This is a genomic window from Parapedobacter composti (assembly GCF_900112315.1).
GTDB lineage: Bacteria > Bacteroidota > Bacteroidia > Sphingobacteriales > Sphingobacteriaceae > Parapedobacter > Parapedobacter composti.
Genome location: NZ_FOLL01000003.1, coordinates 199,485 through 220,496, shown reverse-complemented (window position 1 = coordinate 220,496; position 21,012 = coordinate 199,485). Strand labels below are relative to the sequence as shown.

The 21,012-nt window shown below is 54.1% G+C and carries 16 protein-coding genes; 10 read left to right on the top strand and 6 right to left on the bottom strand.

The window, feature by feature from the left end; all coding sequences use genetic code 11:
• Positions 1-46: 46 nt before the first annotated feature.
• On the bottom strand, positions 47-1,321 hold the full coding sequence (locus BM030_RS05675; protein WP_090972057.1) for an alpha/beta hydrolase: 1,275 nt from the start codon (positions 1,319-1,321) through the stop codon (positions 47-49).
• Between the two features lie 158 nt (positions 1,322-1,479).
• Here BM030_RS05675 and BM030_RS05670 point away from each other — a divergent pair, with 158 nt between their 5' ends.
• From BM030_RS05670 to trhO, 7 genes are all read left to right on the top strand, one after another.
• A complete protein-coding gene (locus BM030_RS05670; protein ID WP_170845644.1) occupies positions 1,480-1,989 on the top strand; it encodes a TlpA family protein disulfide reductase in 510 nt (169 codons plus the stop codon).
• A gap of 63 nt (positions 1,990-2,052) precedes the next feature.
• Positions 2,053-2,649 (top strand): RNA polymerase sigma factor, encoded by a 597-nt coding sequence (locus BM030_RS05665; protein ID WP_090972051.1) that lies wholly within the window; start codon positions 2,053-2,055, stop codon positions 2,647-2,649.
• Positions 2,650-2,716: 67 nt separating this feature from the next.
• A complete protein-coding gene (locus tag BM030_RS05660; protein WP_139215817.1) occupies positions 2,717-3,928 on the top strand; it encodes a FecR family protein in 1,212 nt (403 codons plus the stop codon).
• A 163-nt stretch (positions 3,929-4,091) separates the two neighbouring features.
• Positions 4,092-7,547: a TonB-dependent receptor gene (locus BM030_RS05655; RefSeq protein WP_170845643.1), complete on the top strand. Its 3,456-nt coding sequence runs from the start codon at positions 4,092-4,094 to the stop codon at positions 7,545-7,547.
• A 13-nt stretch (positions 7,548-7,560) separates the two neighbouring features.
• On the top strand, positions 7,561-8,904 hold the full coding sequence (locus BM030_RS05650) for a RagB/SusD family nutrient uptake outer membrane protein (protein ID WP_090972044.1): 1,344 nt from the start codon (positions 7,561-7,563) through the stop codon (positions 8,902-8,904).
• Positions 8,905-8,925: 21 nt separating this feature from the next.
• Positions 8,926-11,559, top strand: a complete 2,634-nt coding sequence (locus tag BM030_RS05645) for a zinc-dependent metalloprotease (RefSeq protein ID WP_090972042.1) — start codon at positions 8,926-8,928, stop codon at positions 11,557-11,559.
• A gap of 113 nt (positions 11,560-11,672) precedes the next feature.
• Complete coding sequence (gene trhO, locus BM030_RS05640) at positions 11,673-12,662, top strand: oxygen-dependent tRNA uridine(34) hydroxylase TrhO (protein ID WP_090972040.1); 990 nt, start codon at positions 11,673-11,675, stop codon at positions 12,660-12,662.
• Here trhO and trmB read toward each other — a convergent pair.
• Positions 12,631-13,284, bottom strand: coding sequence for a tRNA (guanosine(46)-N7)-methyltransferase TrmB (gene trmB / locus BM030_RS05635; protein ID WP_090972038.1), 654 nt, complete (start codon positions 13,282-13,284; stop codon positions 12,631-12,633). The two genes, trhO and trmB, sit on opposite strands and share 32 nt — an antisense overlap.
• Before the next feature lie 127 nt (positions 13,285-13,411).
• On the opposite strand from trmB, the gene fcl reads away from it, so the two are divergent.
• Positions 13,412-14,347 carry a GDP-L-fucose synthase gene (fcl, locus tag BM030_RS05630; protein WP_090972241.1) on the top strand — a complete coding sequence of 312 codons (936 nt, stop codon included), beginning with the start codon at positions 13,412-13,414 and terminating at the stop codon, positions 14,345-14,347.
• Here the strand turns inward: fcl and BM030_RS05625 are convergent.
• The 3 genes from BM030_RS05625 to BM030_RS05615 form a co-directional block, all read right to left on the bottom strand.
• Positions 14,341-14,805 (bottom strand): hypothetical protein, encoded by a 465-nt coding sequence (locus BM030_RS05625; RefSeq protein ID WP_090972035.1) that lies wholly within the window; start codon positions 14,803-14,805, stop codon positions 14,341-14,343. The genes fcl and BM030_RS05625 overlap by 7 nt on opposite strands.
• On the bottom strand, positions 14,783-15,166 hold the full coding sequence (locus tag BM030_RS05620; protein ID WP_090972033.1) for a phage holin family protein: 384 nt from the start codon (positions 15,164-15,166) through the stop codon (positions 14,783-14,785). The genes BM030_RS05625 and BM030_RS05620 overlap by 23 nt, the downstream gene beginning before the upstream one ends.
• Before the next feature lie 127 nt (positions 15,167-15,293).
• On the bottom strand, positions 15,294-15,563 hold the full coding sequence (locus BM030_RS05615) for a YtxH domain-containing protein (protein ID WP_090972032.1): 270 nt from the start codon (positions 15,561-15,563) through the stop codon (positions 15,294-15,296).
• A gap of 240 nt (positions 15,564-15,803) precedes the next feature.
• On the opposite strand from BM030_RS05615, the gene BM030_RS05610 reads away from it, so the two are divergent.
• Positions 15,804-16,982, top strand: coding sequence for an MraY family glycosyltransferase (locus BM030_RS05610; RefSeq protein ID WP_090972030.1), 1,179 nt, complete (start codon positions 15,804-15,806; stop codon positions 16,980-16,982).
• Positions 16,983-17,029: 47 nt separating this feature from the next.
• Complete coding sequence (locus BM030_RS05605) at positions 17,030-18,568, top strand: YifB family Mg chelatase-like AAA ATPase (RefSeq protein ID WP_090972028.1); 1,539 nt, start codon at positions 17,030-17,032, stop codon at positions 18,566-18,568.
• 5 nt (positions 18,569-18,573) lie between these two features.
• Here BM030_RS05605 and BM030_RS05600 read toward each other — a convergent pair whose 3' ends face one another.
• Complete coding sequence (locus tag BM030_RS05600) at positions 18,574-20,937, bottom strand: prolyl oligopeptidase family serine peptidase (RefSeq protein WP_090972026.1); 2,364 nt, start codon at positions 20,935-20,937, stop codon at positions 18,574-18,576.
• Between the last annotated feature and the right edge of the window lie 75 nt (positions 20,938-21,012).

The following is a 21,012-nucleotide window of genomic DNA, read 5'->3' as shown; positions in this document are numbered from 1 at the left end:
CCAGCTCCCTCGCGAGAAAGCGCTGGTAACAGCACAACATGCGGGCCTATCGGGCGTTCGGCTTCCCGAAATGCCTATCGGCGAAATCAAGGAAGGCCTGCCAATCATAGTCAGTAACATCGTGCTTGCCCGCACGTATATGATAGCCAATGTGGTTGTGGATGGGCTGATGAACAGGGAGCGGCGTAGCCGAGGGCAAGCCTTTCAATCCGTATAGCGCATACGCCGGGCCGGCATGGTAAGCAGACAGGTACTCGCCCTTAGGGTCTGCCCAGCGATCTTCCTCGGCACTGGCCACGTATACGGGCCGTGGCGCCATCAGCGCGATGAGCTGGTGCTGGTCAAACGGCATGGCCTCTTCGCGGCCGTGGTATTGGTTAAGTGCAGGACAGAACCAGGCGGGCTTAATGCCGCTCACGATGGCAATGGTTTCTCCATACTTACGCCGGGATAGGGCCGCGCCGCCCGCACCGGAATCGTTGGATATAACGATTTTGAAGCGGGTATCTTGCGCCCCTGCCCACAGCGCAGCTTTGCCCTGCCGGGAGTGGCCCATGATGGCAATGCGCTCCATCGCTATGCGGGGTTCTGTAGCCAGGTAATCCAAAATACGGCTGGAACCCCACGCCCATGCGCCGATAGCCTGCCACTCATCTGGGGCTTCCTCGCCCTCGCCATAGCCGGGAAAGAGCGACACGGCGCTGTGGTCTTTCAAGCCCGGTTTATCGGGGAAGATATCGTGGTAACACATGGTGGCCACGCCGTAACCGCGGGCAATAATATCGTCAAACGGCCACCGGTTGGTCTGACAGCCCCGCTCCCAATCGGGGTGGCCGGGTTCTTTCACCAGGGCAAAGTTTTTTGAATAAAGGATGGTGGTGTCTAACGTGGTGCTGTGATTGCCCTTGAAATTGTAACCTACAAACACCGGCACCTTACCTGTCACCTGGTTTGGCAAATACAGCAGCAGGAGGGCTTCCAGCGTCTTCTTCCCGTTGCTGAAAATAAACTTAACCTGCCGGCTGGTAGCCTTGCCCCCCAGGGCCTGGGGATTCTCGGTAAGCACTTCATAGCGTACCGGAATAGCATGCGTAGGCGTACGGCCGTACATCTGGGCGGCGAAAAGTTCCAAAATCTCGGGTCGCCGTTGCCGCTCCCATTGTTCGGCAGTGGTAACCCGCTGGCCACGCTGGGTAACCAACAGATCCGGCAAGGTATAGGCCGGCACTTTTGACTCATCGTAATTGACGTCTCTTCGCTGCGCTAATGCTCCCGTAGAAAGGACAAAGGCCGCAGCGGTAACATATATCGTTTTCTTCATGGCTTTAAATTAAGGCTTTTACGCTAACTCCAACAACAAAGGCTAAAACTGGTTCGCAAACATAGGCAAAAAGGAAAGCTGCGCAAAATGCACATGATACATTGGCCGGCCGCATGCTGAAATTTCCCTGCAACTTCGGAAAACCGTACCTTTGGGGCATGAAATTTATCCACACCATCATATTCGGCGTCTTAATGGCGCAAGCCGCTGTGGCACAACAACCCCCGGCGGTTTCCAAAACGGCATTTCCGGATAGTGCACTGCTACAGCCGCTGTTTGCGCTGGACGGGCAGGAAACAACGGCGGGCTCAGTATTGGAAGCGAATAAGGGCCAAACCGTGTTGCTGTACATCTGGGCCACGTGGTGCCCCGACTGCCTGAAAGGATTTCCCGAACTTTACGCCTTCCAACAGGCCAACCCCGATGTGCGCACGGTATATTTTTCGCTTGACCGCGAGGAGCAGCAATGGCGAGACGGCATCCAGAAATTTAATTTGAAGGGCGAACACTACTGGTTTAAGACGGGCTGGAAAAATGCCTTCACCAACGCCATTGACCTGAACTGGATACCGCGGTACCTCATTATCGCGCCCGACGGCCGGATTGCCAAATATTATGCCGTGAAGGCGGATGACCCGGAACTGCAAAAAACCGTAAATACCCTGTGACAACACCTGAAAATGACGTAAAATCCGTAAATTTGCCGCGATACGCTGGATGGAGTGTGGTGGATGGCAAAACGGATACACAACTTGATTGACGACTCGGAACTCTTTGCGCGATTGGCCCGGGGCGATGAGCGTGCGTTTGAAATTATCTTCCACCATTATAACCGGCGGCTTTACCCCTTTATACTGAAGATGGTTCGCGCCGAAGAGGCCGCCAGGGAACTCGTACAGGATATTTTCGTGCACTTATGGCTCAAACGCGAACTGCTCGCCGATATTGAACACCCCACGTCTTATCTCTTTCACGTTGCTTCGAACCGCACACTGAATTTCATGAAGCAGGTGAGCCGCAACGCTCAATTGATGGCGCAGCTTGCTGCAGGGGCCACCGAGCTGTCGTACCCCACGGAAGAACGCCTGGCCTTCCGGGAAACCGCCGCATTGATTGACACTGCCGTGGACCAACTGCCTACCCAACGGAAACGCATCTGGGAGCTAAGCCGCCAAGAAGGGTTGTCGCACGAGGAGATTGCCAAACGGCTGGGCATCTCGCGGGAGACGGTTAAAAAACAAATCACCCACGCTAAGCGGTACATCCGCCGCTTCCTTGCCGACCGGGGCAGCATGCTGTCGCTGGCGGTGTTCATGGCAATGTCATAATAATTTTTTTCATGCCGGATACCCCTTTGGCTGCGGAGGGGTGTCACATCCCATAAAAACAACCCACGTGGAGACGAACAACAACGGAAATGACGGCCAAAGCAACCGCTTGGCGATACTATTGGACCGGTATGCCGATAAAACCGCCACTCCGGCAGAGACGGCCGAACTTTATGCCCTGCTTGCTGCTGGCACCCATGATGAGGCGATTAGTAACCTGCTGGCCGACCGTATGGCGGCTGCCGAACCGTTGGACAGATATGACGAAACCGAATGGGACGATATGCTGGGACAAATCCGGCAAGCCCATCCGGTGAACGTGCGCCCTATCCGTAGATATGCCCGGCAACAACGCTTAGCGGCCTGGCTGGGCGCGGCGGCGATTCTGTTATTGGGGTTCGGGTTTTTCATGCGGCAGCAGCGGCAAGCGGCAGCGCCGATGGCCCAGGCGATGGATGTGCCCCCCGGGCAGACGGGCGCGACACTGACGCTGGCAGACGGCAGGAAAATTGTGCTGGCTGATGCGGCAACGGGAACGATAGCCGATGAGGGAGGTATAGTCGTCAGTAAAGCACCGGACGGAAGGCTGTTCTACGACGCCCCACGGCAAACGGGCGATCCGAACCGCATCCACACACTGGCTACTGCCAACGGTCAGACGTTCCGCATAGCGCTGTCTGATGGAACGACCGTTTGGCTGAATGCGGCGTCGACACTGCAATACCCCAGCACATTCGGCAGACAGCAGCGCATCGTCCATGTCACCGGAGAAGCTTATTTTGAGGTAGCCAGCGACCCTGAAAGGCCGTTTATCGTCAAGAGCGCAGCGCAGCGTGCGCAGGTGCTGGGCACCTCGTTCAATATAGCCGCCTACCCGGACGAACATGAGACCCGGACAACCTTGACCGAAGGGGCCTTGCAAATCGTTAACCTGCAATCCAACAGCGTGAACACGCTCTCGCCCGGGGAGCAGAGCACGGTAGCAGGTGCCACCACTACCGTAGCCAAAGCCGCTGTTGCCGCCGCAACAAGTTGGAAAGCGGGGGATTTCGTTTTCGAAAATGAACCCCTGGAGACCATCATGAAAAAGCTCGAACGCTGGTATGATGTGGAGGTCGTATACGAGGGTGACCCCACCGGCATCACGTTTTACGGCATGGTGTCACGCAATAAAAACATCCGGTCTGTGCTGCGCGTCATGGAAATGACCGGCAACGTTAAATTCAGAATTGAGGAGGGTGCTAACCGCGATGAAAGGAGGGTTGTGGTGATCATATAGACTTACCGAACGCGGGTAAACAACAAAGCCGGGCGTGCGCCAACACGCCCGGCCAAAAAAAGTAGCTACCCATCGACACCTGCGTCAGGAGCAGGTTAATTGAAGTTATAACCAAACAAAACAGGTAACCTTGAGGTTCAAATTTATGTATTTTAATTATGTTATGAAAAGGCTCCGGGCTTCTGCCGGAGGACATTATTTTCCATTATTTATGCGGCTGCAATTAACCATAATTGGTTTTCTATTGGTGGTATCGCAGGCTATTGCGCTACCCGGATTCGCACAGCGGTTCACCTTATCGAAAAAGAATGCCTCGCTGGAGGAAGTTTTTGCGGAAATGCGCAAACAAAGTGGCTATGATTTTATTGTGGACGGTCAACTGCTGCGGAAGGGGCACCCGGTAGATGTACATTTGGTTGACGTTACCGTAACAGAAGCACTGGATAAGCTGCTGAGCGACCAGCCCTTGACGTATACCATACACGACAATACCGTTGTCATCAAGGCACGCGAAATCAGCAAAACCACGGTACGGTTGCAAACGACCGTAACCGGCCAAGTAACTGACGCCGCCGGAAATCCGATAAACGGGGTATCGATAGCCGTGAAAACAGGCGGCAAAACCATCGGCGTGCAGCAACAGGCGTTTACCGCTGAAAACGGCAGCTATAGCATCCGGGTGCCCGCCGAAAACGCCATCCTTGTGTTTTCGCACCTGGCCTTTACCACCGCGGAAGTGCCAATAAACGGGCGCGCACAGATTAACATCAGCCTGCAAGAGCGTTCCAACGAGCTGGATGAAACCGTGGTGATTGCCTATGGCAGCCAACGCCGCAAAAACATCACGGGCTCCGTAGCCACCATTTCTGCCGACCAGTTGCAGGACTTGCCGCCGGTGGTGAACCTGGAAGAATCGTTGAAAGGATTCGCTGCGGGCGTGATGGTGCAGCAGGAAAACGGGCAGCCCGGTGCGGCCACCCGTGTGCGTATACGGGGCTCGGCGTCTCTGCTGGGCTCAAACCAACCGCTGTATGTGGTTGACGGCGTGCCCGTGCTTGCAGAAAGCAATATACCGGACGATGGCAGCGCCCGCAATACGGAAATGCTTAACCTGGGGCTCAACAGCCCGCTGAACAACCTCAACCCCGCAGATATCGAATCAATCAGCGTGCTGAAAGATGCGTCGGCCACGGCCATCTATGGCTCCCGGGCGGCGGGAGGTGTGGTGATCATCACCACCAAGTCGGGCTCGGCGGCCGGCAAACCGGTTTTCCAGTTCAATTCATCGCTGGCCATCCAACAGGCCCAGGTGGCGGATGCGCTGAACGCCAACCAGTTCCGGGATATCTGGACCGAAGCGGCCAACAACAGCACGCTGAACAACCCGTTTATTAATTCCGTCCGCGACGGCAGCTATTTCGGCACGGCCAACACCGACTGGGCAAAAGAAGCGGGGGTAAACAACGCGGTGACCCGGCAGGTCAATTTTTCTGCGAGCGGGGGTAATGAGCGCTTGCGCTATTTTACAAGCCTGGGTTATACCGGGAACGACGGCGTTATCCGCAATTCGGCTTTTGACCGGTATAACTTACTTTCGAAGATTGAAATTTCAGCGACCGATTTCCTGAAGATAGGGGCTAACATCAACCTGTCTACGAGCGACCAGCTGAGCACACCGGGTGCCAGCCTGTCTAACATTTATACCTACCGGCCGGACATTCCGGTATATAACCCGGATGGCAGCTTTACTTACTCGCCTTTCTCTTCACAGGAAAACCCCGTGGCGAGAACCAATATATTGAACACCAACCAAACCAACCTGTTGGTGGGCTCGATCTTCGCCGAGGCAAACTTCGCGCGCTACTTCGTGCTACGGTCTGCCCTGTCCATCAATTACAACAATGGCAACCAGCGCAGTTATTACCCCGGTTATACCAACCTGGGCGGTTATCACATGACCAATGGCCCGGGGGATGGCTACGCTCAGGAAAGTAGCAGCCGTGGGATATCACGGCTATGGGAAAATACCCTGAATTACAACCAGCGTTTTTCAGACATCCACCACGTGGATGGCGTTGTGGGAGCGTCTTGGCAGGGCGATAGCAACAGCTACCTAAAGGCATCCGGAAGAGGGTTTGCACAAGATGAAATCTTAACCAACCTCTCCAGCGCAACACGCGACCTGTGGATAGGTTCTCACGAGACCCAATGGGGCTTGATATCATTTTTCGGCAGGGCCAACTACACCCTGCTGGACAGGTATCTGTTTACCGCTTCGGCCCGGACAGACGGGTCATCTAAATTCGGCACCAACAACCAGTGGGCTTTTTTCCCAACCTTTGCCGCGGGCTGGCGTATCTCTGAGGAACCGTTTATGCAGTGGGCCGGATTTGTGCAGGAACTGAAGCTGCGGGCCAGCTGGGGCCTGACGGGCCAGCAGAACTTCGGGCCCTATCAATGGCGGGCCCTCTACGAGGCGAACAACTACGATGGCCGGCCGGGCTACAGCCAGCTGCAGCTGGGCAATGCCGGATTGCGCTGGGAGGTAACCCCGCAAACCGACATCGGCCTGGACTTCTCTCTATTTAACGGTCGCCTGAGCGGCGCGGTTGACTACTACGACCGGCTAACACGTGATGCCCTGTTTCACATGCAAACCCCGCTCAGCACTGGCTTTACCACAACGATTGCCAACCTCGGCTCCGTGCGCAACCGGGGCATCGAGCTGACCATTGAAGGAGACCTTATCCGCAGGGGCGACTTCACCTGGAGCATGATGGTAAATGCATCGCGCAACAGGAACCGCTTGGAAACGCTCAACGAAGATTTCCTGAACTCCACAACTGGTATCATATCGCCTCCCGGCGGAGGGTCACTGCGGCTGAACCAGCCCCTCGGCCTGCACTTCGGCTATGTAGCCGATGGCATTATCCAATCGCAGGAACAACTCGACCAGCTAAACGCACAAGCGCACGATGGCATCTATCACCAACCCGGCACAGCGCCGGGCGACATCTTATTCCGGGATATCACCGGTCCAAACGGGGTGCCGGATGGCAAGATTACGTCGCTTGACCAAACCGTTATCGGCAACCCGATGCCGAATATCTGGGGCGGATTTTCCAGCACCTTCCGATACAAAGGATTACGGCTCACCGCGATGTTCAATTATACCGTAGGCAACGACATTTTGTGGGTAAGCCAAAGCCAATCTATCAACTTCGTAGGCACAACCCTCCCTTCCTATGGTGAAAACAAGCTCGCCATGGTTATGGACCGATGGACACCGGAACGGCCAACCGATCAGCCCCGCGCCGTATATGGCGACCCCAACCGTAATTACCTGACGTCTTCTTATTATGTGCATGACGGATCATTCCTTCGGCTGAACAACCTGTATCTCGAATACAACCTGCCCCAAAATCTGCTGAGCAGAACCAATTTCTTCAACAATATACAACTGTTCGGCAGTGCGCGTAACCTGCTTACCATTACCAAATATCCGGGCGCAGACCCCGAAGTGAGCCATATGTTTAACAACGACCTTAACGCTGGCCGGGATTTGGGCTACTTCCCGGTGGCTAAAACATTTACCTTCGGCATCAGGGCCGGATTTTAACGAAAATAACACCATGAAATATTCATTAGCGATTATATGCATTTTATGCCTGGCCAGCTGCTCGAAGCTGACCGATGTACTCCATGTGGAACCACCCAATAACCTTGACCAGGATAACGTGGTAAAAGACGCCGCGGGCGCGCGGGCGTTGGTCAACGGTGTGTACGCGCAGTTTCACAACCAGTATTACCACATGCATACCGAAATGGTGCCCGCCCTGTTAACGGGGACCATGGACCGGGGCACGGCTGCCGTAAACCTGCAATTCATAACGAATGAAGTGTCGCCAACGCTGACTGACGTCGCAAACATGTGGACCGCATTTTACAGCCTGGCCAACCATGCCAACTGGGCTATCAAATTGGTGGGAGAGCTGCCCGACAGCGAACTGCCTGGCACGGAAAAGGCGGAACTCATTGCCCAAGCACACGGCCTGAGAGCCATGGCCCATTTCGATGCGCTGCGTTTCTTCGGCCAGTTCTATGACCTGAACAGCACCTATGGCGTGGTGGTGCGCGACGAACCGTCTGACTACACCAACCGCTTCAAAAGACGCGGTACAGTAGCGGAAGTTTACCGATTGATTTTGGATGATCTGGATGAGGCAATCCTGAACGGCCCGGATTTTGAAAAACCCGTGCTGTTTTCCAAGACCGCCGCCAAAGCGCTGAAAGCACGAGTGCTGTTGTATCGCGGAGAATATGCCGGGGCTGCTGCCCTTGCCGGTGAGGTGATCCGCGAGGAAACGCGGTCGCTGAGTCCTACGTTTGCCGAAGTATTCAGCACGGGGTTCAATTCGACAGAAATGATCTTGATGCGGGCCACAGACGCGGTAACCGCTGCGGCGACAACCGACCGCAAACGGTTTACGTATACCAACCTGGCAGCCATTGCGGGTGACTTATCAAAAGACCTGCTGGAAGGCGACCCAAGGCAGGCAGTTACCTACAACCAAGCCAATAACCAAATCCTCAAGGTGGATAACCAAACATTTCACCGCCCCACGTACTTCATACGCCTGGCGGAAATGTACCTCATCCAAGCCGAAGGACTGGCACGCAGCGGCGCACCCCTGGAAGAGGCAAAGGCTCCGCTTGAAACGCTGGTGTCACGAGCCCTTGGAACGCCGTATACTTCGCCCGCTGCCGACGCCGGCGCATTGCTGGATGAAATCTATGAAGAAATCATCCGCGAACTCTGCTTTGAAAACGGTAGCGACTGGTTTGCCTCGCTGCGGTTTGGAAAAATCCGCGAAGTGAAGCCTACGGTTATCAGTGAATCGCAGTACATCCTGCCCGTACCCGAGAGCGAAGTGCACAACAATATCTTGTTTGGCCGCCAAAACCCAGATTATTAACCGTTTTATTTCATCACTATCATGTATATTCAACATATCCATACGTTCTTTTTAAAGCCGATACTCGCCGCCGCGCTCACCGTTATGTTTGCCGTTACGGTTGCTGCGCAGACCGACACGGCTAAGAGCGATGCGGCCAAGGCGTCGCCCATTAAAGCGTTCGATGCCTTCTTCAAAGACAAGCCGGTCGTGTCAGACTCGGGCATGTTCATCGTCCACCAAGCCGATCACCGCTACTATTTTGAGATACCCGACAGCATGCTGCACCGGGACATGCTGATGGTTTCTACGCGCATGGCCATGAGCAGCAGCGATTTTGACCAGACCGTGGCGGGTGAACGCACCGAACCGGGGTTGATGTTGCGCTGGGAGAAGTCGCCCGACGACAAGCAGATCCTGCTCCGCAAGGTAACCTCCCGCAACGTGCTGCGGTTTACCGGCACCGACACCGCGTTCCGCAACGCCGTGGCATTACAGACGGTAGACCCTATCTTGCTGGCCTTTCCCATCAAAGCCACTGCGGAAAGCGGCAACGCCATTATAGACATCCATAGCCTGTATGTCCCTTATATCGAAGAGCTCGGCTTCTTCGGAAAAAGCTTAATGGAACTGCTTACCGGAAAAACGCGTAAGTACAAAGTTGAAGAAAACCGATCCTACATCACCTCCACCCAAAGTTTTGAAAAGAATATTGAAGTGCGCAGCTTGCTCACCGTAACGGAAGGCACCAACCTGTACACGATTTCGGTAAACCGGTCGCTGGTGCTTCTCCCCGAGCAGCCCATGATGCCACGGTATGCCGATAACCGGGTGGGCTACTTCGTCCGCTCGTTCCATTCGTTCGACGAAAGCCAGCCCGTAAAACAACGGTTTTTCATCAATCGCTGGCGGCTGGAGCCAAAGCCGGAAGACCGGACCAAGATGGAACGCGGCGAACTGGTGGAACCGCAGCAACCCATCGTCTTTTACATTGATGCCTCCACGCCAGCCAAATGGCGCGAATACATCCGTAAAGGTGTGGAAGACTGGATTCCGGCTTTTGAAGCCGCAGGTTTCAAAAATGCCATCCAAGCCAAAGACGCACCGGTGGATGATCCGGCGTTCAATCCGGAGGATGTGCGCTACTCGGTAATCCGGTACACCGCGTCGCCCATCGCAAATGCCAAAGGACCGTCTGTATTTGATCCACGCTCAGGTGAAATCCTCGAGTCAGACGTTATCCTCTACCACAACGTGTTGAAGCTACTGGCCGAATGGCGTTTCAGCCAGACGGCGGCGGTGGACCCGGCTGCGCGGACAACCGATATCGCCGATGAAATGCTCGGCGATGCATTGCGGTACGTAACGGCGCACGAAATCGGGCACTCGCTGGGCTTGCGCCACAACATGGCTGCTTCTGCGGCTTTTCCGGTTGATTCGCTCCGTTCCGCTACGTTTACCCAAAAATACGGCACCACCCCATCCATTATGGATTATGCGCGGTTCAACTACGTGGCCCAACCCGGCGATAAGGGCGTAAAACTGACCCCGCCCCGGCTGGGCATGTATGATACGTACGCTATCCATTGGGGCTACCGGCCCATACCCGGCGCCCAGCGCCCGGAAGATGAAGCCAAAACGCTGAACCAATGGATAGCCAAGCATGCCGATGACCCGCGCTTCCGTTTCGGGGAAGGCGATGTAAACGGTACGGACCCCACCTCGCAGCGGGAAAGCCTCGGTGACGATGTGGTGAAAGCCAGCGAATACGGTGCTGCAAACATCAGATACATCCTTGCCCACCTGCCGGAATGGTTTGCTAAGCCGGGAGAAGACTACCAAAAACAAGAGGAGGCACTGCTGGCCTTGCTTAAACAATACGAACGTTACCTGCTGCATGTGAGCACGGCAATAGCGGGCGTAGAACAATACTACCCCGTGCAGGGGCAGGAGCAGCCCATGTACCGGTATGCCGACCGTGAAACACAGCAACGGGCTGTAGCTTTTTTGCTGGAGCAATTGCTGGAAGCCCCGGTGTGGCTCGGCGAGGCCGTGCAGGGGAACCTGCAGCTAACCGTGCAAACCAATGGGGTAAAGCGCATTGTACCGGTGGCTTCGTATTTTGAACGCCTGTATAAAAAAATGCTGCAAAGCGAAATACTGAATAACGGCAAGCTCGCCTATTTATGGGACAATCAGCTGCGCAACGGCCCGGATGCCTATGGCCCGGAAGACCTGCTGAACGATCTGCGCAGCGGCCTCTTTACAAGCGCCGATGACGCCACGGCTTACTACCGGCAAGTGCTGCAGGCGCAGTATGTGGACCGGCTCATCGCCATGTCTGGCATACGGAAAGACCTCGATGCCGGCAGCAAGGCGCTTGCGGATGGGGTGAACGGTGAAATGCTCATTCCTCATGGTGCACGGCACGAACAGTGCTGCCTCCAGGCCGGTGATGACGGTGCTTTTTCACTCATGGGGCACGATGAGCTCTATTTCCAGTATAAGGACATGCAAATGGGCGATAAGTGGTTCCTCATTGAGCGGCTCACCCTTGCAGAACTGCGCAGCGTACAGGCCCAGGTGGAACAGCTACGGCGCAAAGCCAAGGGCACCGACCGCGACCACTATGACTACCTGCTGAAGCGGATTTCATTCTTCCTGTCGGCCCAATAGCCGAAGCGAGACAAGAGCAAGTCGGGCGTATCCCTATGGGTTTACGCCCGATTTTTTTTGTTATCTTTGCAGCTAAATCATTAAACGCCGTTTGCAGCGGTATCAATGGACATATGAAGACATACCACACCCTGCTGTACTATTGCTACAGCCACATCGACAATGCGGAACAGTTTGCCGCCGATCATCTTGCTTTCTGTAAATCGCTTGGCCTGGTAGGCCGCATCATCGTGGCCGATGAGGGCCTCAACGGTACCGTATCGGGCACACCTGAAGCCTGCAAAGCGTATATGGATGCCGTGCATGCCGACCCGCGGTTTGCCAAAACCGACTTTAAAATCGATGAGGTAGACCAGCCCTCGTTCATCAAAATGCACTGCCGCTATAAGCCCGAAATCGTGCATTCCGGACTGCGCGACCCCAAGGTGATTGACCCCACCCGCGAAACGGGAAAACACCTGGAACCCCAGGAGTTCCTCGAAATGAAAGACCGTGACGATGTGGTGATACTGGACGTGCGCTCCACCTATGAGCACAGCGTGGGCCGTTTCAAAAATGCCGTAACGCTGAATATTGAGAACTTCAGGGAATTTCCGGAAAAGATAAACGAGCTGGCCCAGTATAAAGACAAAAAGATACTCACCTACTGCACCGGTGGCATCAAATGCGAAAAGGCTTCCGCCCTGCTGCTCAAAGAAGGATTCAAGGAGGTTTACCAGTTACACGGCGGTATCATCAAATATGGCAAAGCGGTGGGCGGCAAAGATTTTGAAGGCAAATGCTACGTGTTTGACAACCGGGTTACCGTAGACGTGAATTCAATAAATCCGACGGTAGTGTCTACGTGTTTTAACTGCGGCACCACCACGAGCCGGATGATTAACTGTGCCAACCCCGAATGCAATGAGCACTTTACGCAATGTGAGGCTTGCGGCTGGAAGATGGAAGGCTGCTGCTCGGACACCTGCATGCAGCACCCGCGCAGGCGCCCCTACGATGGCACGGGTTATTATGTAAAGGTGCCGCAGCCGGTAAATGCAGAAAAAATCAGCAAACGGAAGCACAAGCAGCTCACTGTGGCCAGCGCCACTTCACGTAATTGATGTTTTTGCCGTGCGCCAGGTATTTGCGCTCGTAATAGGTCTTAATGGCCAGCACATCGTCCACCAACGCCGAATGGTACAGGTCTGCCGTGTTGGCTTCAACGGCTAAACCGGCCTCAGCGAGCTTTTCCATCGTGTAGGCATACAGTCCGTCGTTGTCGGTCTTGAGGTGTATAAGCCCTCCGGACGCCATAATACGGGCATATTTCTCCAGAAAAACCGGATTTGTAAGCCGCTTCTTTTCACGGCTTTTCTGCGGCTGCGGGTCGGGAAAGGTAATCCAGATTTCGGCTACCTCGCCGGGTGCGAAATACTCCAGAATGTCTTCTATCTGGATGCGCAGGAACGCTACATTGGCAATGCCGTCTTCCAACGCGGTTTTAGCACCCCGCCAGAGACGGTTGCCTTTATAGTCGATGCCGATGAAGTTTCTGCCCGGGAACATCCTGGCCATATTGACGGTGTATTCGCCCTTGCCGCAGGCCAGCTCCAGCACGACGGGCTGCCGGTTGCCGAAATGCGCAGCCGCCCATTGCCCTTTCATGACTTTTCCCTCATCGAGCTGCAGCACGTTGGCAAATGTTTCAATCTCGGCAAACTTCCGTAGCTTGTCTTTTCCCATATGGTATTTATGTGGCTGCAAACATAGGCATCTTACGAACAAAAGGCAAGTAATGACCATTGCGCCGCACGGCATGCCGGTGCGGATAGCCGAAAATAGTTATCTTTGTACAATAGCTTTTCTGACCGTGAATAAAGATGCCAAGATATACGTTGCCGGCCACCGGGGGATGGTGGGTTCGGCCATATACCGCAAACTAAGGGCCTTGGGGTATGACAGACTGCTGCTGCGCACCTCTGCCGAGCTGGACCTGCGCGACCAACAGGCCGTAGCCGATTTCTTTGCGGCAGAGCGGCCTGACTATGTATTCCTCGCCGCCGCAAAGGTTGGGGGAATATTAGCGAACAACACCTTCCGGGCGGATTTTCTCTACGAAAACCTGGCGATACAAAATAATGTGATCCACCAAGCCTACCAGCATGGTGTAAAAAAGCTGCTGTTTTTGGGTTCGAGCTGCATCTATCCGAAACACGCCCCGCAACCCATCAAAGAGGAATACCTGCTTACCGGATTGCTGGAGCCGACAAACGAGCCGTACGCCATAGCGAAAATCGCTGGCATTAAGCTTTGCCAGGCCTATCATGACCAATATGGCTGCAACTTCATATCGGTAATGCCCACGAATTTATATGGGTATAACGACAATTATCACCCCGAGCATTCCCATGTACTGCCCGCGCTCATACGCCGCTTCCATGAGGCGAAAACCGCGGGGCTGCCGGAAGTAACCATCTGGGGAACGGGCACACCGAAACGCGAATTCCTCTTCGCAGATGATTTGGCGGACGCCTGTGTATTTCTTATGGAGACCTATGATAACCCACAGTTGATCAACATCGGTACAGGAACGGATTTAAGCATCGCAGACCTTGCCCACCTCATCAAGACGATTGTAGATTATCAGGGAACCGTGCGGTTTGACACGACTAAACCCGACGGCACTCCGCGTAAACTGATGGACGTGAGTAAGCTTCATGCCTTAGGCTGGCACCATACTACAGCGCTGGAAGCGGGCATTAAAATGGCTTATGACGATTTTTTGGCACAGCACGCGGCTCAGTAGGTCTCACTGTCGGGCGGAATGCCGTAGTCTACGTGCCTTGGCCTGCGCTTTTTGCCGGATGGCCTGATCAAATCGGTCACTTTGTTGATGAAGGCACTCAGCCGGTCTTTATTCAGCGCGCCGGCAGCCTGCTGCGACAGCAGGGTCACCAACGCACGTTTGAAAAACCCGGCCTTACGGAGAAACAGCCGGTTCAATACCACGGGCAACCCGATGCGCAGTGCCCGGCTCAGCCAATCTTCGCCTTCACGGCGCTTAGCAAACAGCCCCTTCGCAGTATTGGCACCGGGAACCCATGAAAGGGCAGACTTCAAAAAACGATAAGGGGCTTCGATTTTAGCCTGTAGGAGGAGATATTGATCGTCGAGGTAACGCTCCTGCTCCCGGGCAAGTGCCTTTAAACGGGTAATTTCGGCCCGTAGATCATGTAGATTTTTAATCTTGCTTTCCTTCCTCATCGTCGTCTATTTCGTCGTTCCACTTTTGCAGAAACCGCTTAATGGAAAGGTTCATGAATAAGCGCTCCAATGGATTCTCACAGAGCGATACCAACACTATCAACAACACGAATATTCCTCCCGTTGCCAAAAAACCCAGTGAAGAACTGCCCAGCAGCTCGCTCAGGTAAAACCCCAAGGCTAAACTGAGGAAAAACACCACAAAGACGGCAAAGACAGCCCTGACGACGTCTACGATAAGGCTCGCAATCAGCCGCGACGACCGTTCGACAAGCTTGAGCTTAAACAGCTTAAAGCGGGTATCGATGTACTCTTTGCTCTTCTGGAATACCCCTTTAAATGAAAACTTTTGTTCCTCCATGGGTTCAGCCAAAGGTATAATAGTGCGCGTTTATGATAATAAGAAACCTTATCCACTTCGGTGAATGGATGTCGCTAATCAGGTGCGATGCCATGTCATGGCCAAGGGCCACGGCCCTTTCCTATATTCAGGCGTGCTCTTCCAGTCCTTCTTCTACCATGCGCTCGCCTTTGTTGACTTTCGTCTTCACGGCAGCCAGCACTTTATCTTTGAAGTCATTCAGGTGCTCCATCTGCTCAGCGGTACGCTCTTTAAGCGCCTCACCTAAATCCCTCAATGAGTCATTCAGTTTTTCACGGGTTTCGGTTCCTTTTTCCGGTGCAAATAAGATTCCCAATGCAGCGCCTGCTGCCAACCCCGCCAATAATGCTGCTACAACTTTCGCGTTACTGTCCATAATAGTTATGATTATTTAATTAAAAACTACCTACGTTCTTCTTAAAGATACAAACATTCCTGCAAATCGTTTGCCAAAAAGGCAAAAAACAGCGGAAAAAAGCAAATGCTACCACGCAGTACACGTGGCACAGAAATTGCGCTTCGTTAAGTGATTAGAGCAGAGGAACAAACTGTGTCAACGACGTGCGTGCCGTCAGCTACCGCCTCTTTGCTTTAAGCCGTGTTAAACACGCTACTTATGACAGACATTTACTTGGCGTTTTTTTCATTTTTGTTCTCGTGCGTCATCGCCTCGTATGCCGTCCCTTCCCTTATTAAGCTGGCCTACCACAAAGCATTATTTGATGACCCGACGCTGGAGGAACGGAAGATTCACAAACATCGTACGCCGAATCTCGGTGGTATAGCCGTGTTAACCGCTTTGGTTTTTACGGCCTGTCTGTGCATTTCCAGCAGCACATTGCCGTACGGAAACTATATCTTAGCCTCCGGACTGCTTATCTTCTTGGTAGGCCTGAAGGACGACTTAGCAGCACTGAATCCTTACAAAAAGTTTTTTGCACAGTCTGTCTCCGCATTGATTATGGTGCACTTTGCCGATATCCGGTTGACCAGTTTTTACGGGATTTTCGGCATTTATGAGATCAACCCCGTGGTGGGTTACTTGTTTACCTGCCTGTTTATCGTGTTTATCATTAACGCCTTCAACCTGATTGACGGCATCAACGGGCTGCTTGGCAGCGTAAGTCTTATCGTGGGCCTGACCTTCGGTTATATCTTCTTCCAAATGCAAGAATACGGGTTAGCCATACTGGCCATCAGCATGGCCGGATCGGTGCTCGGGTTTCTCCGCTTCAATGCCGGCAATGCCCAGATCTTCATGGGCGACGCGGGGGCGTATACCATCGGCTTCATCGTATCGATATTTACCATCCAATTTATAGAACTCAGTAAAAACGCGGGGCCGTATCCGGTAACCGGTTTCGCCATCCAGTCGGTACCTGCCGTAGCAATTGCCATACTGATTATCCCGATATTCGATACCCTGCGGGTTATTGTGATACGCTTAACGCAGGGCCGATCGCCTTTCACTGCCGACCGCAACCACCTGCATCATAGGCTCTTGGAGACCGGCATGACGCATACCCAGGCAACGCTGTCGCTCTCCGGTTTCAACATGCTGATGATTGGCACGGCGCTGTCTTTCCAGCATATCGGCACCGTGGAACTTCTTATCTTGATGGCTTTGATTGTGTTGCTGATGAACACCATGCTGTGGTTATATGATGTACGGCCGGAAATTCCGCAGCAGCCGGTCCCGGCCGAGGACGATGACCGGATATACCAGCTGCGCGACCACACCCCGGAAACGGCAGAAGCGCTACCGCAATACGAAGAAAAACAACACCAAAATTAACCTGCCCTCCCGGATATTTCCTATCTTTAACGGAAATATACTGCCTTATGCTGGTCAAAACCTACGGAAGTGCCGTTTACGGCATTGACGCAACCACGATCACCATTGAAGTCAATATTTCCGGCGGAACGAAATACTATATCGTCGGCCTGCCGGACAACGCGGTAAAGGAAAGCCTCCGGCGCATTGAAAGCGCGCTTACGGCATCAGGATTCCGTATGCCACGTCAAAAAATTGTAGTAAACCTGGCCCCGGCAGATATCCGCAAAGAAGGGTCGGCATATGACCTGGCCATCGCCGTGGGCATCCTGGCTTCGTCAAAGCAAATCAGCGAACAGTCATTGAACGATTTCCTAATTCTGGGCGAGCTTTCGCTCGATGGGAGTATACAGCCCATCAAAGGCGCATTGCCCATCGCCGTGCAGGCTGCGCGCGATGGATTTAAAGGGATGATTCTACCGCAAGCGAACGCCAGGGAAGCAGCCGTGGTGTCTGATATACAAGTGTACGGCGTGAAACATCTGGGCGAGGTGACAAGTTTTCTGAACGGTACTGTACGGCTCGATAGGACACAGGTGTCTGTAGAAACAGAATTAAAAGAGGCGGGTCCGGACGAAGTCTTGGACTTTGCCGATGTGCATGGCCAGGAAAACATTAAACGGGCGATGGAAATTGCCGCTGCTGGGGGGCACAACGTGTTGTTGATAGGCCCTCCGGGGGCGGGCAAGACGATGCTGGCCAAACGGCTGCCCACCATACTGCCACCGTTAACGCTCGAAGAATCGTTGGAAACAACCAAAATACACTCTGTAGCGGGTAAGCTGGGGGTAACGGCATCGCTTATCACGTCTCGCCCATTCCGGGCTCCGCATCATACCATCAGCGATGTAGCCCTCGTGGGCGGTGGCAGCTACCCGCAGCCCGGCGAAATTTCGCTGGCGCACAACGGGGTGTTGTTTTTGGATGAACTGCCGGAGTTTAAACGATCAGTGCTGGAAGTGATGCGGCAACCGTTGGAGTCGCGCCACATCATGATAGCGCGTGCCCGTTTTTCGGTACAATATCCGGCCAGTTTCATTTTAGTGGCAGCCATGAACCCTTGCCCGTGTGGATTTTATAACCACCCGCAGCAGGAGTGCCAGTGTAACCCCGGGAAAGTGCAAAAATACCTGAGCAAAATATCCGGACCGCTGCTGGACCGCATTGATCTGCACGTGGAGGTTACCCCTGTTACCTCAGACGAGCTGACCGCAGTACGGGCTACCGAGCGGAGCGCCGACATCCGGAGGCGCGTGGCCGCTGCCCGGAACATGCAGGCACAACGGTTCAGCAAACACACCGGCATCCATTGCAACGCACAGATGAACACCCGCGGACTGCGTGAGATTTGCACCACAGATGAGACCGGCCGGGCGCTGCTCAAAGCTGCCATGGCCCGCCTTGGGCTTTCGGCAAGGGCGTATGACCGCATCCTCAAGGTCTCCAGGACCATCGCTGATCTGGATGGCAGCGCCACTATCCGGACCGAACACCTGGCCGAGGCCATCCAGTTCCGTAGCCTTGACCGCAGCAACTGGGCGGGATAAACGCGTCAGTTGTCGAGATGTTGCTCAAACAATTTCAGAATACGCTTATATTCATCCGTCCAGCTGCTCGGCTCCACGAAACCGTGATCTTCCACGGGGTATACGGCCAGCTCCCAGTTTTCTTTGCCCAGCTCAATAAGCCGCTGGCTCAGGCGCACAATATCCTGGAAATGCACGTTTACATCAACCATACCGTGGCACATGAGCAAGTGGCCCCGCAACCCCTCGGCAAAGTAAATCGGTGAAGAACGCTTATATGCTATCGGATCCGTAAACGGTTCGTTAAGGATATTGGAAGTGTAGCCGTGATTATAGTGCGCCCAGTCGGTAACCGACCGCAACGCCGCCCCCGCAGAAAAAACATCTGGTTCGTTAAACATGGCCATGAGCGTGATGAAGCCGCCATAGGATCCGCCATAGATACCGATATTCTTGGGATTCACGCCATATTGCTCCACCAGCAACCGGGCCCCGTCTACCTGATCGCTCAAATCTTTGCCCCCCATGTGGCGGTAAATACCCGTCCGGTGATCACGTCCATAGCCGGCGCTTCCGGTATAGTCGATATCCAGCACCGTATAGCCGAGGTCAGCCAGCAGGTTATGGAAAAAATATTCGCGGAAATACTGGCTCCACCAGTAATGCGCGTTCTGCAGGTAACCGGCTCCATGCACAAAGATGACCGCCGGCCTGCCGGCCTTTGGGGCAGTTGGCCGGTACAACCGAGCGTATACCTCGTCGCCGGACCGATTGCTGAATGAAATCACTTCCGGTTCGCGCCATGGATACGCTTTGAACGCAGCCGTAACCGACTCGGTAACCTGTATGGCCTTTGCTCCTGGTTTGTTGGGCTGCATGTACAGTTCCCAAGGTTTGTTGGAATAAGCGTAACGGATGGCCAGCCATTGCTCGTCAGGCGACAGCGCCACCTCATTGCCCCCATCCAGCTGGGTAAGCTGCACCGGATCGCCGCCGGTAACCGGCATTCCGTAGAAATGCGTGATGCCGGGATGAACCTTGTTTGCCGTGAAGTAAAAATGCCGCCCGTCGGCAGCCAGCTGCAGATTGCTCACCTCCCAGCGCCCGGTGGTAAGCTGCCTCGTTTCGCCGCTGTAGACATCGGCCACATAAATATGCGAATACCCCGAAGCTTCGCTCTGGAAGTACACGGTCTTCTGGTCTACCCAGCCCAAGCTGCCTCCACCCCATGACCCGCCAATACCCGGGCCCGCAATCCACGCTTCGTCACGCTGGCGATTGATCAAATGGAGTCCACCTGTTTCGGCGTCAAGCCGCATAATCCAGCGATCTTTATTATCCGTGGCGGTAACCACCACGCAGGCCGCAGTACCGGCATCATTCCAAGCCACCTGCCCTACCTGCACTTGCCTATCGGCGTCCGCTTCCAGCCGCTTGGCCCTCTCTTCGGGATAATCATCCCAGAAATCAGGGAGGTCTTTGATTCCGGGAATGTTGGCCGTAACCACCTCGTACACCGTATCGCGGTGGCGGTCGTAAATGTACGTATGCGATACCGGCAACGGGTTGCCGACCTTTGTGCGGGCTGGAATATGCTCCGTGTAACCCGATTCCGTCACGTAGTTGGGTACGGCGGTGTTTCTATTGCCGTTAACGCGCCGGGTAAGCCGGTAGGTGACGAAACGTTCATCAGGGCTCAGCTGCTGCATGGACAATATCGCATCGCCAATAGCGATGGTTTTGAGGGAAGACGGCCCCGCTTTATCCTGCCGTACCTTGCGGAGCGAGTCTTGCTGCTTACGCTCCCGCAATACCTGAAAGAGTTGCAGCTGATCGTTTTCCAGCCAACGTTCCTGTGCTGCCGTGGTCCCTTGCCGTTTTTCGCTACGCCCCCCTTCTCGGCTGAAGTGGGTGAGCTGTACCCACTCATGCCCCAACAGCGATAATTTGAACAAATCATCGCCTTGTTGGAAAATAACGCTCTGCCCATCGCGGCTGAACCGTGGATTGCGCTCCTGCGCCGCCGTATGGGTAAGCCGTGTTTCTTTGCCCGATCTCCATTCGCGCACGTAAATATCTCCCTGCCGTTCAAAGACAATACGGCGCCGCGCGCTATCAAATACATAGTGGCTCACAACGGTCTCTTCATCCGCCTCGTCTACCTTTTGCGGGGTATAGTCTGATGTAGTGATACGGTACAGCGATGCACTCGGCTGCGCATCAGGGTTCCAGGAGAAATAGAGGTTGCCGTCGGCGCCCCAGCGGATTCCATCAGGCGGTGTACCCATCCACTTGGGATCGCGCATGATTTGTTCAACTGTCAGTACAGGTTGCTGCGCATAGAGCAGGTGAACGCCAATAAAAGCGAGGGTAAACAATATCTTATGCATCGGCTTGCTGTTTACATGTGGCTGTCAAACCGACGGCTAATCTACTATCTTTCCGGCAGCTACTGAAGTAAATAC

Excerpts from the sequence above, each read along its gene's own strand:
- trhO (WP_090972040.1), top strand. The coding sequence starts at position 11,673 with ATGAAGACATACCACACCCTGCTGTACTATTGCTACAGCCACATCGAC.
- BM030_RS05650 (WP_090972044.1), top strand. The coding sequence starts at position 7,561 with ATGAAATATTCATTAGCGATTATATGCATTTTATGCCTGGCCAGCTGC.
- BM030_RS05665 (WP_090972051.1), top strand. The coding sequence starts at position 2,053 with ATGGCAAAACGGATACACAACTTGATTGACGACTCGGAACTCTTTGCG.
- BM030_RS05670 (WP_170845644.1), top strand. The coding sequence starts at position 1,480 with ATGAAATTTATCCACACCATCATATTCGGCGTCTTAATGGCGCAAGCC.
- BM030_RS05605 (WP_090972028.1), top strand. The coding sequence starts at position 17,030 with ATGCTGGTCAAAACCTACGGAAGTGCCGTTTACGGCATTGACGCAACC.
- BM030_RS05675 (WP_090972057.1), bottom strand. The coding sequence starts at position 1,321 with ATGAAGAAAACGATATATGTTACCGCTGCGGCCTTTGTCCTTTCTACG.
- BM030_RS05615 (WP_090972032.1), bottom strand. The coding sequence starts at position 15,563 with ATGGACAGTAACGCGAAAGTTGTAGCAGCATTATTGGCGGGGTTGGCA.
- BM030_RS05625 (WP_090972035.1), bottom strand. The coding sequence starts at position 14,805 with ATGAGGAAGGAAAGCAAGATTAAAAATCTACATGATCTACGGGCCGAA.
- BM030_RS05610 (WP_090972030.1), top strand. The coding sequence starts at position 15,804 with ATGACAGACATTTACTTGGCGTTTTTTTCATTTTTGTTCTCGTGCGTC.
- BM030_RS05655 (WP_170845643.1), top strand. The coding sequence starts at position 4,092 with ATGAAAAGGCTCCGGGCTTCTGCCGGAGGACATTATTTTCCATTATTT.
- BM030_RS05620 (WP_090972033.1), bottom strand. The coding sequence starts at position 15,166 with ATGGAGGAACAAAAGTTTTCATTTAAAGGGGTATTCCAGAAGAGCAAA.
- BM030_RS05600 (WP_090972026.1), bottom strand. The coding sequence starts at position 20,937 with ATGCATAAGATATTGTTTACCCTCGCTTTTATTGGCGTTCACCTGCTC.
- trmB (WP_090972038.1), bottom strand. The coding sequence starts at position 13,284 with ATGGGAAAAGACAAGCTACGGAAGTTTGCCGAGATTGAAACATTTGCC.
- BM030_RS05645 (WP_090972042.1), top strand. The coding sequence starts at position 8,926 with ATGTATATTCAACATATCCATACGTTCTTTTTAAAGCCGATACTCGCC.